Source organism: Chryseotalea sp. WA131a (genome assembly GCA_025370075.1).
Classification (GTDB): Bacteria; Bacteroidota; Bacteroidia; order Cytophagales; family Cyclobacteriaceae; genus ELB16-189.
Genome location: CP073016.1, coordinates 1,796,708 through 1,812,608, shown reverse-complemented (window position 1 = coordinate 1,812,608; position 15,901 = coordinate 1,796,708). Strand labels below are relative to the sequence as shown.

The window sequence follows — 15,901 nt, the reverse complement described above, 5'->3', positions numbered from 1 at the left end:
CTCCGTGGCTTCAACGAAGGAGGACTGCCAACTTTTTTCTTCAGCTTTGTAAAATAAATCCATACCCACTCCCGTCTATGATGGAAATTGGGGCAGCAGATGGACTTGGCGATGCAGCAAATAAAAGAAAACACATTCCTGAAGGAGAAAGACAAGCTGTTGGGGTTTATCCGCAACCGTGTGTCTACGTTGGAAGAGGCGGAGGATATACTTCAGGATGTGTTTTACCAATTTGTGGCAGGCTACGAAACAATTGAATCCTTGGACCGCGTGACCTCGTGGTTGTATAGTGTGGCGCGCAATAAGATCATTGACCGCTATAGGCGCGATGCGAGCCGACCCAAGCAGACGGATTTTGAACTGGTATCGGGCAAGGATGAAGATGCACCACTAACGCTTCAAGATATTTTACCTGATTTGGATAACTCTCCCGAATCCACTCTTTTGCGCGAAGCCATTTGGGACGAAATCACCGATGCATTGGCCGAATTGCCAGCCGATCAGCGCGAGATTTTTATTCAAAATGAAATTGAAGAAAAGGGATTTAGAGAAATAGCCGAAGAGACAGGTGTGTCCATCAACACCTTGCTTTCGCGAAAACGGTATGCGATACTGGCACTCAGAAAGAGGTTGCAGAAATTTTATGATGATGTAGTTGGGACTTAGGGATTTGGACTTGGGACTTAGGACTTAGGTATTGGGAGTGGTTGGGTACCCAAGTCCCAAGACCTAAGCCCCAAGACCAAGAAGATTGAAAAAATGAATGTTTAAATTTATTGAAAAGCTAAAATAGAAATTTTATGAAACGTGGAAAATGGATTGCAAAAGTGTTGATGATGGTAGCGTTGGGGATAGTTGCAGTGGCAGCGTTTACATTGGTTACCATGTATTTGTGGAATTGGTTGGTGCCCGTGCTCTTTAACGGACCGGTGATATCTTTCTGGCAAACACTTGGATTGTTGGTATTGAGTAAAATTCTTTTCTCTGGTTTTGGAGGAAAAGGCCACGCACCACACAGGTGGCGTGGTCATTGGAAAGAGAAATGGCAAAACATGTCTGCCGAAGACCGTGAACGGTTCAAACAAAAGATGAAAGACAAGTGGTGTTATCGCGAGCCTTCGCAGAAAGATGGCTCCACAATCGGTTGAATTCAATTTCGCTGATTAATTCTTAAAAAAATAACCCGCGTCACGAAACCTAACGATTGAAATTCCGTACTAAAAAACCGTGGAAACTTTTGTGATAATAAAAGTTTCCATAGTTTTACGCCCGCTTACTGGAAATTAGTATGGAAGAAAAAGAGACACGCGAGAAGATATTGAAAGGGGCAGAGCTGCTTTTTATGAAGTATGGTGTTCGTAGCATTTCGATGGATGACATTGCCCGACACTTGTCGGTATCAAAGAAAACGCTGTACCAATACTTTGCCGACAAAGAGGAATTGGTAACCACGGTTTCAAAATCGCACATGGCAGCCGATAAATGCGAGTATGAGGAAATCACGAAAAATGCCGAGAACGCTATTGATGAATTGCACAAGATTGCTATTTGCCTAAAGCGCGACATGGAGGCCATGAATCCAACGCTCTTGCACGATATTCAAAAGTTTCACCCAAAAGCCTGGGCCATTTGGGAAGAATACAAATCAGGCTATATCTATAATTCGGTGGTGCGCAATATCAAACAAGGTATTGCAGACGGGCATTTTCGACCTGAGATCAACCCGCACATCTTGGCGGCCAAAAGGTTGGGCGTCATTGAAATGTCATTTGATGAACGTGTTTTCCCTTCGGCAAAATTCAACTTGGCAGAAGTACAGACTCAATTGTTTGAGCATTTTGTATATGGATTGACCACCGAAAAAGGAAAGAAACTTTATTTGAAATACAAAGAAAATTATATCAACAACACCAAAATAAATCAACCCAAACATGAAACGATTTTATAGATTAGTAATTTTTACCATTAGTTGGGGAGCAGTAACTAGCTCCTATTCGCAAGAGCAAGCGAGTGCCTCGTTTACATTAGAGCAATGCATTGAGTATGCGTTGAAGAACTCTATTAATGCACAGAATGCGGAGATTGATCAGCAAATAGCCATTGCCAGGGTAAGAGAAACCGTTGGTTTAGGCTTACCTCAAGTGAGTGGTAGTGTTGCGATTCAGCACAATGAACAGTTGAGAAGATTTTTTGGTAGATATTCAACCTCCACAACTGGTTTTAGTTTTTTTCCTCCAACCTCAGGTGCCAATGATGGAGATATTTTAGCACAGCAAAGTCCCTTTCAGCTTCAAAGCTCTGGTGATGCAGGTATTACAATCAATCAATTAATCTTTAGTGGAAATTATTTAGTGGGCTTGCAAGCATCAAAGGCTTATAAAGATTTATCTTTTAAAACCGCAAACCAAACCAGAGAGCAGATAGTAGAACAAGTAACAAAAGCTTATTATTCTGTTCTAATTAATCGTGAGAGAACAGATTTATTCGATAGCAATCTTGCAAGGTTTGATTCTTTACTAAGAAATACTATCGCACTTAATAAAAACGGATTTGCTGAGGGAATAGATGTTGATCGAATTCGTGTGGCCTATAATAATTTAAAGTCTGAGCGAGATAAGTTTTCAAAGCTAAATAGTCTTAGCACTGAACTACTGAAATTCCAAATGAATTATCCAATCGATAAACCTATTGACATCATTGGGAAAATAGAAGAAGTTAAAATTGATTCGGATCTAGTAAATTATCGTGATGGATGGGACTACAAGCAAAGGCCTGATTACAAAATCCTTGAAGCAAACCAACGCCTTCAGCAATTGAACATTAAGAATCAATATGCTGGCGCTTTACCAACTATCTCTGGATTTGCCAATTTAGGATACTTCACTCAATCAAACGGTATTGGTGGAATTTTTACAACAAATACAAATGTTAAGGACAATGGCTCGATTGGCCCAGATAAATGGTATGGATATTCATTATTCGGAGTGACACTCAGTATGAATATATTCACAGGTTTTCAACGTCAATTTAAAATCCAGCAAGAAAAGTTAACTCTTCAAAAGATTGATAACGGATTTAAAAGCCTCAAACAGGGAATTGATCTACAGACCAAGCAAGCTTCCATTAGTTTTGAAAATGCAATCACCTCATTGAACTCGCAGAGTGAGAATATGGAATTGGCCAGCAACATTGCTAGAATAACTAAGATAAAGTACGAACAAGGCGTTGGCTCTAACTTAGAGGTTGTAGATGCTGAAAATAGTTTACGCCAAGCTCAAACAAATTATTACTCAGCGCTATTTGATGCCATGGTAGCCAAAGTAGATCTTGATAAAGCCTTCGGAAAATTATTACCCCAACAAAAATAAAAATCAGAATCCCAACAATATGAAACCAAAAATATACTCAACTCTAATTTTAGGAACATCCCTTGCTATAATACTGGCAGCCTGTGGTGGAAAGTCAAATGATAAAGCAGCATTGCTAAAAGAACTAAAAGCCAAGCAAACAGAACTTGCTAAAGAAATTAAAACCCTTGAAGCAGAAGTTTCAAAGTCAAATCCGGAGGCATCCACTGCAAAATCAAAAGACGTGGCCGTAGCAGAGCTTCAGCCTCGTCCGTTTGATCACTACATTCAAACACAAGGTGCCATCGAGGCGGTCGATAACATTATGGTGAGTGCCAAAACGATGGGCATTATCGTGCAGGTATTTGTGCGCGAGGGAGATGTAGTTACCAAAGGACAAACCTTGGCGCAAATCGATAATTCGCTCACGCTTCGTGGAATTGAAGAACTTAAATCAAGTTTAGATTTGGCAACCACGGTGTACAATCGCCAAAAAAATCTGTGGGACCAAAAAATTGGAACGGAGGTGCAATACCTGCAAGCAAAAAACAATAAAGAAAGTTTGGAGAGAAGATTGGCCACGCTCAATGAGCAGTTGGACATGGCGCGCATCAAATCACCCATCAATGGCTCGGTAGATGCAGTGGAAGTTAAAATTGGCCAAAACACGGCTCCCGGTGCTCCTGCATTTCGGGTGGTGAGCAACGATCGCTTAAAGTTTATTGCCAATGTTTCTGAAGCGTATGTTACCGAAGTGAAGAAAGGGAACAAAGTGCAAATCGCCTTTAGCGATTTAAAGAAAACAGTTGGTGGGCAAGTGACATTTGTTGGCAAAGCCATCAACCAATTGTCGCGCACGTTTCCCGTAGAGGTAGCTTTGATCAGCAGCAATGATTTTAGGCCCAATATGTCGGGAGAGTTGAAAGTAATATTTCATTCTGAAGCAGCAGCGATTGTGGTGCCTGTTAACGTGGTGCAAGACATCAACGGACAAAAAGTTGTGTACACCGCTGAAACCATGGATGGCAAACTGGTGGCTAAGAAAAATGTGGTAGAGGTGGTAGGTGTCTATGGCAACTTGGCTCAAGTGAATACCTTGAAAGCTGGCGACAAAATTATTACCGTTGGCTACCAAGGTTTGAACGATGGTGAATTGATTAAAATCTAAAAAGAATATAGAAGTCAGTAGTCAGGATATAGAATTTCTGATGAGTAATTCTGACTTCTAAATTCTAACTTCTAACTTCTTGAATTTATGAAAGACATCGAAAAAGAATTTGGCCCCACCAGTTGGGCGATTGATAACAAAGTGAGCATTTACGTGGCCACCGTCATTGTTTGCTTGGCGGGTATGTTTACCTACGTAAGTTTGCCGAAAGAGAATTTTCCCGAAGTAGTGTTTCCGCAAATTTTTGTGGCTACCATCTATCCGGGTGCTTCCCCATCGGATATTGAGAATTTGATTTCGAAAGAAATCGAGAAAGAAGTAAAGTCGATTTCCGGGGTAAAGAAAATAAAAAGCAATTCCGTACAAAGTTTTTCAAATGTGATTATCGAGTTTGAGACGGATATTGATGTACCCAAAGCGAAGCAAGAAGTAAAAGATGCGGTCGATCGCGCCAAGCCCAATTTACCATCTGATTTGAAAGACGATCCGCAAGTAATTGAAATCGATATTTCGCAAGCCCCGATCATGAACGTCAATCTTTCTGGCGATTATGATTTGACCACACTGAAAAAGTATGCCGAGCAACTGCAAGATGCGATCGAAGGCATTCGTGAAATCAGAAGAGTGGACATTGTTGGAGCTTTAACTCGCGAGATTCAAATCAACATCGATATGTTTAAGCTGGCCAGTGCTGGCGTCAGCTTAGATGACGTGCAGCAAGCAGTGGCTAGTGAGAACGTCATTATTCCGGGTGGTCAGCTTTCGGTCGATGGCATGAAACGCTCACTTACTGTAAATGGTGAGTTTAAATCAGCCGAACAATTGGCTAACATCGTGGTTGGCTCTACCAAGGGCGGTAAAATTTATTTGAAAGATATAGCAGATGTAATTGATTCGCACAAGGAGCAAGACAGCTATGCACGTTTAGATGAGAAGAACGTAATCACGTTGAACGTAATCAAAAGAAGCGGTGAGAACCTGATTATTGCGTCTGATCAAATCAATGCGATTGTTGAAAATTTCAGAGCAAATATTTTGCCTCCCGGCACGGATATTACGATTACAGCCGATCAATCAGATAACACACGCACCACCTTGCATGACTTGATCAATACCATCATCATTGGTTTCGTGCTGGTCGTCATTATTTTGATGTTCTTCATGGGTGCTACTAACGCGTTCTTCGTTGCTATGTCGGTTCCGATTTCTAGCTTTATTGCTTTTTTGGTATTTCCCGTTCTGGACTACACATTTAACTTGATGACGTTGTTCTCATTCTTGTTGGCTTTGGGAATTGTTGTGGATGATGCCATTGTGGTGATTGAAAACACGCACCGTGTGTTTGATAATGGAAAAGTGCCCATTCGCAAAGCAGCTAAAATTGCTGCAGGTGAAGTGTTCTTGCCTGTATTGTCGGGTACCTTGGTTGTGTTGGCACCTTTTATTCCGCTGGCCTTTTGGCCGGGCGTTATTGGTAAGTTCATGGTGTACTTACCCATCACCTTGATTGTGGCTTTGTTGGCTTCGTTGCTAGTGGCCTATATCATCAACCCAGTTTTTGCGGCAGATTTTATGACGGAGCACAATCACGATCATGAAAACAAAAGCAAGATCACCCGTGGTTTTAAAGTGACAGCCATTGTTATGGGTTCTTTGGCTCTGATGAGTTATGTAGTGGGTTGGTTTGGCATGGGCAACTTCACCATCTTTATGTTTGGTGTGTATGCGTTGTATCATTTTTACTTGGTACGTGTGATTTCTCATTTCCAAACTGATTTTTGGCCTGGCGTGCAAGAAGGCTACAAGAAAATTGTTAGCAAGTTTTTGATTGCCTATCGCCCTATTTGGGTGGTTGTAGCAGTAATTGCATTGTTTTTTCTTTCAATCGGTTTTACCGCTTGGAGAAAACCACCCGTAGTATTTTTCCCGCAAGGCGACCCTAATTTTATTTTCGCGTATGTAACGTTGCCAATCGGCACCGACCAAAAAGTTACGGATTCGGTGACTAACATTGTAGAGGAGAAGGTGGTGAGTGTGGTCGGCAGAAACAATCCTATAGTCGAGTCAATTATTTCGAATGTTTCTATTGGCGCATCTGAAGATCAATTTGCTGGCACCAACCCACAACCTCATTTGGGGAAAGTATCAGTGGCCTTCGTGAATTTCGCCAAGCGAAATAGCCAATCGACTAAAATATATTTGGATAAAATTCGTGAGGCTGTAAAAGGTGTGAAAGGAGCCGAGATTTCGGTTAATCAAGAGGCAAACGGACCACCGACTGGAAAGCCTGTGAATATTGAAGTTGCGGCAGAGGATTTTGGTGTCCTTGTTTCTACTGCTGACCGATTAAAGCGTTATTTAGATTCGCTGCAAGTGCCGGGTGTGGAAGAATTAAAATCAGATTTCCAAAGTGATAAACCCGAAATTATTGTTTCGATTGATCGTGAAAAAGCCAACCGCGAAGGTATCTCCACAGCGCAAATAGGTCTGGCATTGAACACCGCCATCAACGGCCGTGAAGTTTCTAAGTTCCGCGATGAAAACGATGATTACGAAATTACCTTGCGCGTGGATGAAAAATATAGAAACGACATCAACACGTTAATGAACTTGCCCTTGACCTACCGCGATATGAGCATGGGCGGCCAAGTGCGCCAAGTGCCAATGTCGGCAGTAGCGAAAACAGAATACTCGAATAGCTACGCGGGTATCCGCAGGATCAATCAAAAGCGTGTGATCACTCTTTCTTCGAATGTTTTGGGTGATTACAATGCCAATAACGTAGTGGCTGATATTCAAGATAAACTTTCTGGCTTCTCTACACCCGATGGTGTAACCGTAAAAATGACGGGCGAGCAGGAAGACCAAGCAGAAACTTCTGCATTTTTGGGAGTGGCATTTTTAATTGCGTTCGGATTAATCTTTATGATTTTAGTAACGCAGTTTAATTCCACCAGTAAGCCCATCATCATCATGGCTGAAATTCTTTTTAGTATCATTGGCGTGCTGATTGGTTTTTCGTTGTTTATGATGAAGATTTCCATTGTGATGTCGGGTGTAGGTATCATGGCCTTGGCGGGAATTGTGGTGCGCAATGGTATTTTGTTGGTGGAGTTTACCGATTTGTTAGTGGCACAGGGAATGGAACTTCGGGAGGCAATTGCCGAAGCAGCGAAGACGCGTATGACACCCGTATTGTTGACTGCGATGGCGGCCACACTCGGATTAATTCCGTTGGCCGTTGGTTTGAACATCGACTTTGTAACCTTGTTCACGGAACTTAACCCACACATTTATTTTGGTGGCGATAACGTGGCCTTCTGGGGACCCTTGTCATGGACAATGATTTTCGGATTGATATTCGGTACATTCTTAACCTTGTTTTTGGTACCGGTCATGTATCTGCTGGTTGCGAAACTAAAGCAGCGCATATTTAAAAGCAGACCCAAACCGTTGTCGACCGAGGAGCAAGAAGTAGTTTTGAGTTAAACTAAAATAAAAATCACTCTAAGTCGTCTCTCAAAAGGACGACTTAGTTTTTTTATGAGAAACAGGCTTATGACGGTATTCATTTTCATCCTCCTCTTTTTACTGATTGACTATTATTTCTTTCAGGGGATTTTGGTTGTGAGTAAGAACTGGTCACCACTTGGGCGGTCAGTTATTCGCTACGGATTTTGGGTTCCTACTGCATTGTGTGTACTCGCATTGCTTTGGTGGATGTTTGATGACCCTTATCGTTACAGTGCAAATTTTCGCAACTGGATTATTACGGGTATCATCGCCACTTACTTTTCAAAAGTGGTAGGAATTCTGTTTTTATTCGTAGATGATTTACAAAGAGGCGTGCGATGGATTGTTTCTCAATTTCAAAGTAAACCATCTTCCTTGCCTGGTGAAGCCATTTCGCGCTCTGAATTTTTGTCCAAGGCAGCATTGGTGGCCTCGGCTGTTCCGTTCACGGCCTTTACATGGGGTGTTATTTCTGGTGCGCACGATTACCGCATTCGCAAAGTGGCCATCAAACTTCCGAATCTTCCAAAATCGTTTGATGGATTGACCATTGGTCAGATTTCCGATATTCATTCGGGAAGTTTTTGGAACAAGACAGCGGTGAAGGGGGGTATTGAGATGCTCCTCAAACAAAAACCAGATTTGATTTTCTTTACGGGAGATTTGGTAAACAACGAAACCAAAGAAGTAAATGGCTTCATTGATGTCTTCAATAAAGTTCGTGCACCGCTTGGTGTTTTTTCCATTACGGGCAATCACGACTACGGTGATTACAAACCATGGAAATCAGAACAAGAAAAACAACAGAACTTTAATGATCTCATACAAGCGCATCGCCTATTGGGTTATGATTTGATGTTAAATGAAAACCGAATCATCACACAAGGAGGAGAGAAGCTCGCTTTAATTGGAGTTGAAAATTGGGGAACACGTTTTTCCAAACATGGAGATCTTGAGAAAGCATACAAAGGCAGCGAAGAGGCAGCCGTAAGACTTTTGCTTTCGCATGACCCCACCCATTGGGATGCACAAGTTCGGCCTGCTTTTAAAGACATAGATGTGATGTTTGCAGGCCACACTCACGGCACGCAATTCGGGGTTAGCATTGGCGATTATACTTGGACGCCCGCCCAATATGCCTACAAACAATGGGGCGGCCTCTATCAAGAAGACAATCAATACTTGTATGTAAACAGAGGTTTTGGCTACATTGGCTACCCCGGGCGGGTGGGTATGCCGCCAGAGATTACGATTTTTGAGCTGAAAAGAGCCTAGTCAATAACCTTTTGGTGTTATTGTGTGTTAAAGACCCAAATGAGCGAATTGGTTTCCATCCCTATGTTTCCGCTGTCCATTTTCCCGTTACCGGGAGAGATGGTTCCGCTTCATATTTTTGAACCACGATACAGGCAATTGCTCCAAGACGCAGAGACACGAGATATATCATTTGGTATCTACTTCAATCATATATCGAATGTTCAAAAGTTCGGATCGGTCGTAAAGTTGGAGAGTGTGATCAAGCGCTACCCAACGGGTGAATCTGACATTATTGTGAAGTGCCATGATCTATTCAAGTTAGAAGCCTTGTATCGTACCCATCGCGATAAACTATATCCAGGAGCCGATGTATATTTATTGGAAGTAGATATGACCAATCAGGCGACTGCGCCTTTGCTTGAAAAATACAAAGAGTACCTGCATCATGTAAATGTTTCGAACGTGCCGAAACGAATCTCACCGTTCGATATTGCGAACGAATTAAACATGGACTTAGAAGGGAAATTGAAATTTGTAAATCAAGCCGATGAGAAGAAAGAAGCCTTCTTGCTTAGTCAATTAAATTACCAATTGCAACTTCTGGAAAAGACTGAAAAGTCTAAGCACGTATTTCATCTCAATTAGTTTCGCACACTGCACTAATTATTTTTAGAGACGAGTAAAAAGTGTTCACTTCTATACGAACACTGTTCGGTAACAATACAGAAAATCATTTTACATTTTAATAACAAAAAAGTTGAAACTTCATGGGTTGTTGGTACGTCTAACAAAAAAAAATAAAACCATGACCAAAAATTTTGTAATGGCAATTGTGTTGTTGGGAGTAGCAACTGTTGCGTCTGCGAAGGGAACGAATGAATCGGATTTTGCTGTGGTAAAATCACAAGCGAAAGAATCTGTTTTTAAAGTAATGTACCAGGGTGATGAAAAAAGTACCGTTAAGATTAGCATTAAAAATGACCAGGGTGAATTGATCTTTAAAGAATTGATTAAGGATACGGATGGTTTTACAAGACCTTACAATTTTTCATCATTGCCTAAAGGTAATTATTCAGTGACAATTGATAATGGGGTTTCTGTAAGGACAGAAATCATTTCTCATGAAGAAGTCAATTCTAAAAAATCTGTTCGAATTAGTGCTGTCGATACAGAACGAAACAAAGTTGCACTCACGGTATACTCATTGCGAAAAGGGGAGGTTATCATCAAGGTATTAAACGAAGCAAAAGAAACGGTTTTTGAGGAATCGCAATTTGTACAAGGTGGGTTTGGAAGACTATACAACCTAAAGGATTTGGCTCACTATACAATTGAAGTACACGATGCAAGTGGTCTAATCGGATCGAAGTCATTTTAGCACTACCTCAATAGCACGAAATGAAAAAAGTCTCAAGCGATTGAGACTTTTTTGTTTACTCACAGTGCAATCGTTGTAGGTAGATTGATTTTATGCGTGTCTTAAAATTGATGGTAGAAGGGCTTTTTTCTTCGATGATAATGCTGTCTTTTCTTTTGCTACTAACGCAAACGATTTTCTATTTTAAAAATCAAGTTTGCTTACAAGTTTCGTCCTTGCGTAGTTGATGCCCGTATATTTGCATCATGAATTAAACAAAAAATAAAATGAAAACAACAACTTTAGTAACTGTATTAAGTTTAGTAGTTGCAAGCGCTTCTTTTGCTGCTGACCCTAGCTTGGCTGTGGTTAACAGCAAAGAGAACGTGGTAAAAGTAATCTACCGTTCTGAAGCTACCGAGAATGTGCGCTTGAAAATTTATAACCAATCAGGTGAAGTCGTTTTTGCGGAAACCATTAAAGGACAAAATGGTTTTATGTTACCCGTTAACTTTACTGGCTTGCCTTATGGTGAATATAAAGTTGAGATTACTGGAAAAAACGGTAAAAAATCACAGACGATAGATTATGCCGCTGCAAAAAAAGCAGAAGTAGTTGCTGCAACAGGTGCAGTAAAGGGAGTTCACGTTGCTAAAATGACAAATAACTCAAAGTATTTGTTCTCTGTTAACAACGAAGGAAAACAGAGAATCAACATCCGCATTTTTGATGGTGCTAATAACTTAGTGCACAGCGAAAGCAGAAACATCAATGGAAGCTACGGTATGATTTACAACTTAGAGCAAGTAATTGGTAACCCTACTTTTGAAGTGACTGACAATGCAGGTGCAACTACAGTATTAAAAAAGTAATCCAAACTGTAAGCTAAAAGTTTAGCATTTCTTCCCTACAGGCAAGGGTAGTTATATCTCCAAAAAAGTCAAGGGCTGCGAGATTGGCCGCGCGCGATTAACCGCTGATCCCAATCCTCCCTTGACTTTTTTTTCGCTTGCGGCTGCAAGTGGCCTAAGAGGAGAAATCAAAAGGGATGTTCATGCTGGCCAATAGTTTTGATACACCATTTTGGCAAACGCTAATTCTTTCGAAGTAGTGAATGTTTCCCACGAGGTACTTCCGTAGCAGTATTTTCAAGTATGCGTTCTCTGCTCGTTGTACCACTTGATCCATTGATCAAGATCGGCTTGCAATGAGTCTTATGAGTCGTACTGGAGCCTAAGGTACTCAGTTCATTTGTTCGAAATCGCCTGATCAATGAAGTTTACTTTCCATTGATTGGTGCCAATCTTTCGAAACAAATTGGTGCAGCCGGTGACGATAAACGTACGGCCCGAATGGGAATGTTGCTGCTGGTTTCCCCTCCGGGCTATGGCAAAACAACATTAATGGAATACCTGGCGAAGACGATGGGGCTTCACTTTGTGAAAATCAATGGGCCAACCATCGGCCATATCATCACATCGATTGACCCACACGAAGCCACCACGTCAGGAGCAAGGGCTGAGCTTAAGAAGATAAATCTTTCTTTTGAAATGGCCGACAATGTGATGTTGTATGTGGACGATATTCAGCATTGCAGCGCGGAGTTTTTGCAGAAGTTTATTTCACTGGCCGATGGTCAGCGGAAAATGGACGGTATTTTCGAAGGAGAAAGCAAAACCTATGATTTGCGTGGAAAGCGATTCTGCGTAGTAATGGCCGGAAATCCCCATACCGAAAGTGGCGAGCAATTTAAGATTCCGGATATGTTGGCCAATCGTGCGGATGTTTACAACCTAGGAGATGTGATTGGTAGTTCAGATCAGTTATTCAAACTCAGTCTGATTGAAAATTGTGTTGCTTAAAATCGCTATCTCCAGCAAATCAGTAATCGCAGTTTTGAAGATTTGTATAAACTCATCAATTACATCGAGACCAAGGCAGAACTGCTGCCGGAGTTGGAAGGAAATTATAACCAGCAGGAAGTAGATGATGCTATGGCGGTACTGCGTAGCATCATACGGATTCGGGATGTGGTCATGCTGGTGAACCAGCAATACATTGCGAGTGCGGCTATGAAAGATGCCTATCGTACCGAGCCTCCGTTCAAATTACAAGGGTCCTACAGAAACATGAGCAAGATGGCTGGCAAAGTGGTGCCGCTGATGATTCCGGAAGAAGTGAACACTTTAATTCTTTCGCATTATGAAGGTGAATCACAAACGTTGACATCCGATGCAGAGGCAAATTTGCTGCGCCTCAAAGAGATTGCAGGTTTCCTTACTCAACAGCAAACGGAACGGTGGAACCAAATCAAGGAAATCTTTGTGAAGAACAATAAATTCGGGGGGCTGAGCGAAAGAGATTCCTCCGGTCAAATGCTAGCGCAGCTGAATTCATTTAACGAGCATCTGGAGTCGATTGCCAAAGCGATTATTGGAAGTCGGTGAGGTGGATGGCCGGTCATTTTAGGAGGGTTACGCAAATTTTGGAGTAAGAATGCGGTTTGCTTCAATTGAAAAAAACTGCTGATATTGGTTTGATCCAAAAAACGTTTCATTAAGCTCATACCACCAAAAGGGGTCACTTGCTTATCCGAATATTCTATAGGAAGATTAACCATAAGGGTGATTTTAGAACACATAAAAATCACTCCTGAGTTCTGACAATTAGTGCGGTAGCAGATTCCATTTTTTCACCTATTTTCTAAGAGGGCTTTCCATCATATCTTTTGTGGGCGAACGGAACGTAAATATTTCTTTGGTGAGTTTGTCCTGTACGTGGGTTTCCGTTATGCTCCAGACAAGAGACCGAATATCCCTGAGTGAAAGATTTGTACTCAACCCTAAAAATTTTTCAATCATCAAGGAAAAAAAACAGATTAAGACATGAGCCCGTATGGAATCCTAAAATAATTATTAGACTTTATATAAGCTCTCTATACTTATCATCTCCATAGCAATCTTTCGTGATGAAGGCAGGCTACGCCATTGCCAAGGGTGGTGCTTACTGTCTCACCTATTCAAAATTCCTGACAAAAATCATGTAATGGCCTAATAGCTATCATGCCCAACTTTTTTTTGGCCGACTACTTTTAGGGCATAAAATAAAGCTAAACCTGTGCTATGGAACTAGAAAAAATACACTACGACAACAAGATTGTTAAAGCGTTTATCATCGCCACTGTTATCTTCGGCATTGTGGGGATGACGGTTGGGTTGCTGATAGCGATTCAATTATTTTATCCTACGTTCAATTTTGATTTTCAGTACACCACGTTTGGGCGCATCCGGCCGTTGCATACCAATGCAGTGATTTTTGCTTTTGTGGGCAATGCCATGTTTGCCGGGGTGTATTACAGCCTGCAACGATTGCTAAAGGCCCGCCTTTTTAGCGATACGTTAAGTTGGGCGCATTTTTGGGGATGGCAGTTGATCATTTTAGCGGCCGCCATCACACTGCCCTTGGGCATTTCCTCAGGAAAGGAATATGCTGAGTTGGAATGGCCAATTGATATCGCCATTGCGTTGGTGTGGGTCATGTTTGGCGTGAACATGATTGGAACCATTATCAAACGCAGAGAAGAACACATGTATGTGGCGGTTTGGTTTTACATCGCCACGTTTGTCACCGTAGCAGTGTTGCACATTGTCAACTCGTTTGAAATGCCCGTTACTTTTTTTAAGAGCTACTCGTGGTATGCAGGCGTGCAAGATGCCTTGGTGCAATGGTGGTACGGTCACAATGCGGTGGCATTTTTCTTAACCACTCCTTACTTGGGCATCATGTATTACTTCTTGCCTAAAGCCGCCAACCGCCCAGTGTATTCGTATCGATTGTCCATTATTCACTTTTGGTCATTGATTTTCATTTACATCTGGGCAGGCCCTCACCACTTATTATATAGCACCTTGCCCGACTGGGCTCAATCACTGGGTGTCGTTTTCTCCATCATGCTCATCGCGCCAAGCTGGGGCGGTATGCTCAATGGATTATTAACACTGCGTGGTGCATGGGACCGTGTACGCGAAGACCCTGTTTTGAAATTTATGGTAGTGGCCGTCACTGCCTATGGTATGGCAACCCTGGAAGGCCCGCTCTTGAGTTTGAAAAACGTAAACGCCATTGCACACTTTACCGATTGGGTTATCGCACACGTTCACGTGGGTGGTTTGGGTTGGAATGGCTTCCTGATTTTTGGGATTGTGTATTGGATGGTTCCTAAAATGTGGAACACCAAGTTGTATTCTGTACAATTGGCAAACACCCACTTTTGGCTAGGCACTTTGGGCATCGTCATTTACGCATTGCCCATGTATGTCTCCGGTGTGGTACAAAGCCTAATGTGGAAAGAGTTTAATCCAGATGGTTTTCTTACTTACCAAAACTTTTTGGAAACCACCACTAAAATTTTGCCGATGTACATGATGCGGGCAGTGGGCGGTGGGCTTTACTTAGTGGGCGTCTTCATTATGGTATATAACCTTTTGAAAACCGCGGCTGCTGGCAAATTTGTACCCAACGAAGAAGTGATGGTTGCACCTCGGATAAAGGTAGCTCACAACGATGGCTACTGGCACCATGCATTGGAAAACAAACCGGTACTCTTTACTACCCTTGCGTTGATTGCGATTTTAATTGGCGGCATTATTGAATTAGTGCCAACGTTTTTAATCAAATCAAATGTGCCCACCATCACTTCAGTGAAACCCTATACGCCCCTCGAAATTCATGGGCGTGATATTTATATCCGCGAAGGCTGCGTGAACTGTCACTCACAACTCATTCGCCCGTTCCGCAGCGAGGTGCTGCGCTACGACCCGAAGAATGGCGAGTATTCAAAATCGGGTGAGTATGTGTATGACCATCCTTTCCTGTGGGGATCTAAGCGCACAGGGCCCGATTTACACCGAATTGGTGGAAAGTATGCCGATAGTTGGCACTATCGCCACATGCTCACTCCACAAGAAGTAAGCACTGGATCCATCATGCCAGCATACCCATGGCTGTATGAGCAATTGATTGACAAGTCCCTAACGGCTGGAAAAATAAAAGCCCTGCGCACCGTTGGAGTGCCCTATGCGGATGGATACGAAGAAGTTGCCAACGAAGAGTTGGATAAACAAGCTCTGAAAATTGCGGCAAGCTTGAAAACCGAGGGCTATGAAACACAACCCGAAGCAGAAATTGTGGCTTTGATTGCCTACCTGCAACGTTTGGGCATCGATATAAAGGGCGAGAAAATGGCGGAAAACCAATAGT

General features: G+C 42.1%; 12 protein-coding genes and 1 pseudogene. 12 read left to right on the top strand and 1 reads right to left on the bottom strand.

All coding sequences use genetic code 11. The annotated features are described in order from the left end of the window. The first annotated feature begins 111 nt into the window (after positions 1-111). The 10 genes from KA713_08150 to KA713_08105 all read left to right on the top strand — a co-directional run bounded on the left by KA713_08150 (position 112) and on the right by KA713_08105 (position 11,514). Positions 112-666, top strand: coding sequence for an RNA polymerase sigma factor (locus tag KA713_08150; GenBank protein ID UXE68532.1), 555 nt, complete (start codon positions 112-114; stop codon positions 664-666). A 134-nt stretch (positions 667-800) separates the two neighbouring features. Then, positions 801-1,148: a hypothetical protein gene (locus tag KA713_08145; GenBank protein UXE68531.1), complete on the top strand. Its 348-nt coding sequence runs from the start codon at positions 801-803 to the stop codon at positions 1,146-1,148. Positions 1,149-1,288: 140 nt separating this feature from the next. After that, positions 1,289-1,948 carry a TetR/AcrR family transcriptional regulator gene (locus tag KA713_08140; GenBank protein UXE68530.1) on the top strand — a complete coding sequence of 220 codons (660 nt, stop codon included), beginning with the start codon at positions 1,289-1,291 and terminating at the stop codon, positions 1,946-1,948. Further along, positions 1,932-3,368 carry a TolC family protein gene (locus KA713_08135; protein ID UXE68529.1) on the top strand — a complete coding sequence of 479 codons (1,437 nt, stop codon included), beginning with the start codon at positions 1,932-1,934 and terminating at the stop codon, positions 3,366-3,368. The genes KA713_08140 and KA713_08135 overlap by 17 nt, the downstream gene beginning before the upstream one ends. A 19-nt stretch (positions 3,369-3,387) precedes the next feature. After that, entirely contained in the window at positions 3,388-4,515 is a 1,128-nt protein-coding gene (locus KA713_08130; protein ID UXE68528.1) for an efflux RND transporter periplasmic adaptor subunit, read from the top strand. A gap of 87 nt (positions 4,516-4,602) precedes the next feature. Then, the gene (locus KA713_08125; GenBank protein UXE68527.1) at positions 4,603-8,004 is read left to right on the top strand and encodes an efflux RND transporter permease subunit; all 3,402 of its coding nucleotides are present in this window, start codon (positions 4,603-4,605) and stop codon (positions 8,002-8,004) included. Positions 8,005-8,058: 54 nt separating this feature from the next. After that, complete coding sequence (locus KA713_08120; GenBank protein ID UXE68526.1) at positions 8,059-9,303, top strand: metallophosphoesterase; 1,245 nt, start codon at positions 8,059-8,061, stop codon at positions 9,301-9,303. Between the two features lie 39 nt (positions 9,304-9,342). Beyond that, positions 9,343-9,930 carry an LON peptidase substrate-binding domain-containing protein gene (locus KA713_08115; protein UXE68525.1) on the top strand — a complete coding sequence of 196 codons (588 nt, stop codon included), beginning with the start codon at positions 9,343-9,345 and terminating at the stop codon, positions 9,928-9,930. Between the two features lie 160 nt (positions 9,931-10,090). After that, on the top strand, positions 10,091-10,663 hold the full coding sequence (locus KA713_08110) for a hypothetical protein (GenBank protein ID UXE68524.1): 573 nt from the start codon (positions 10,091-10,093) through the stop codon (positions 10,661-10,663). A 266-nt stretch (positions 10,664-10,929) separates the two neighbouring features. Then, positions 10,930-11,514 carry a hypothetical protein gene (locus tag KA713_08105; protein ID UXE68523.1) on the top strand — a complete coding sequence of 195 codons (585 nt, stop codon included), beginning with the start codon at positions 10,930-10,932 and terminating at the stop codon, positions 11,512-11,514. Positions 11,515-11,668: 154 nt separating this feature from the next. On the opposite strand, the gene KA713_08100 is transcribed toward KA713_08105, so the two are convergent. Next, positions 11,669-11,830 carry a hypothetical protein gene (locus KA713_08100; GenBank protein ID UXE68522.1) on the bottom strand — a complete coding sequence of 54 codons (162 nt, stop codon included), beginning with the start codon at positions 11,828-11,830 and terminating at the stop codon, positions 11,669-11,671. A gap of 38 nt (positions 11,831-11,868) precedes the next feature. Between KA713_08100 and KA713_08095 the strand changes: the two are divergent. Together KA713_08095 and ccoN are read left to right on the top strand one after the other, a co-directional pair. After that, positions 11,869-13,089 (top strand): annotated as a pseudogene (locus KA713_08095) (ATP-binding protein). A 675-nt stretch (positions 13,090-13,764) separates the two neighbouring features. Continuing rightward, on the top strand, positions 13,765-15,900 hold the full coding sequence (gene ccoN / locus KA713_08090; protein UXE68521.1) for a cytochrome-c oxidase, cbb3-type subunit I: 2,136 nt from the start codon (positions 13,765-13,767) through the stop codon (positions 15,898-15,900). Position 15,901: the final 1 nt, after the last annotated feature.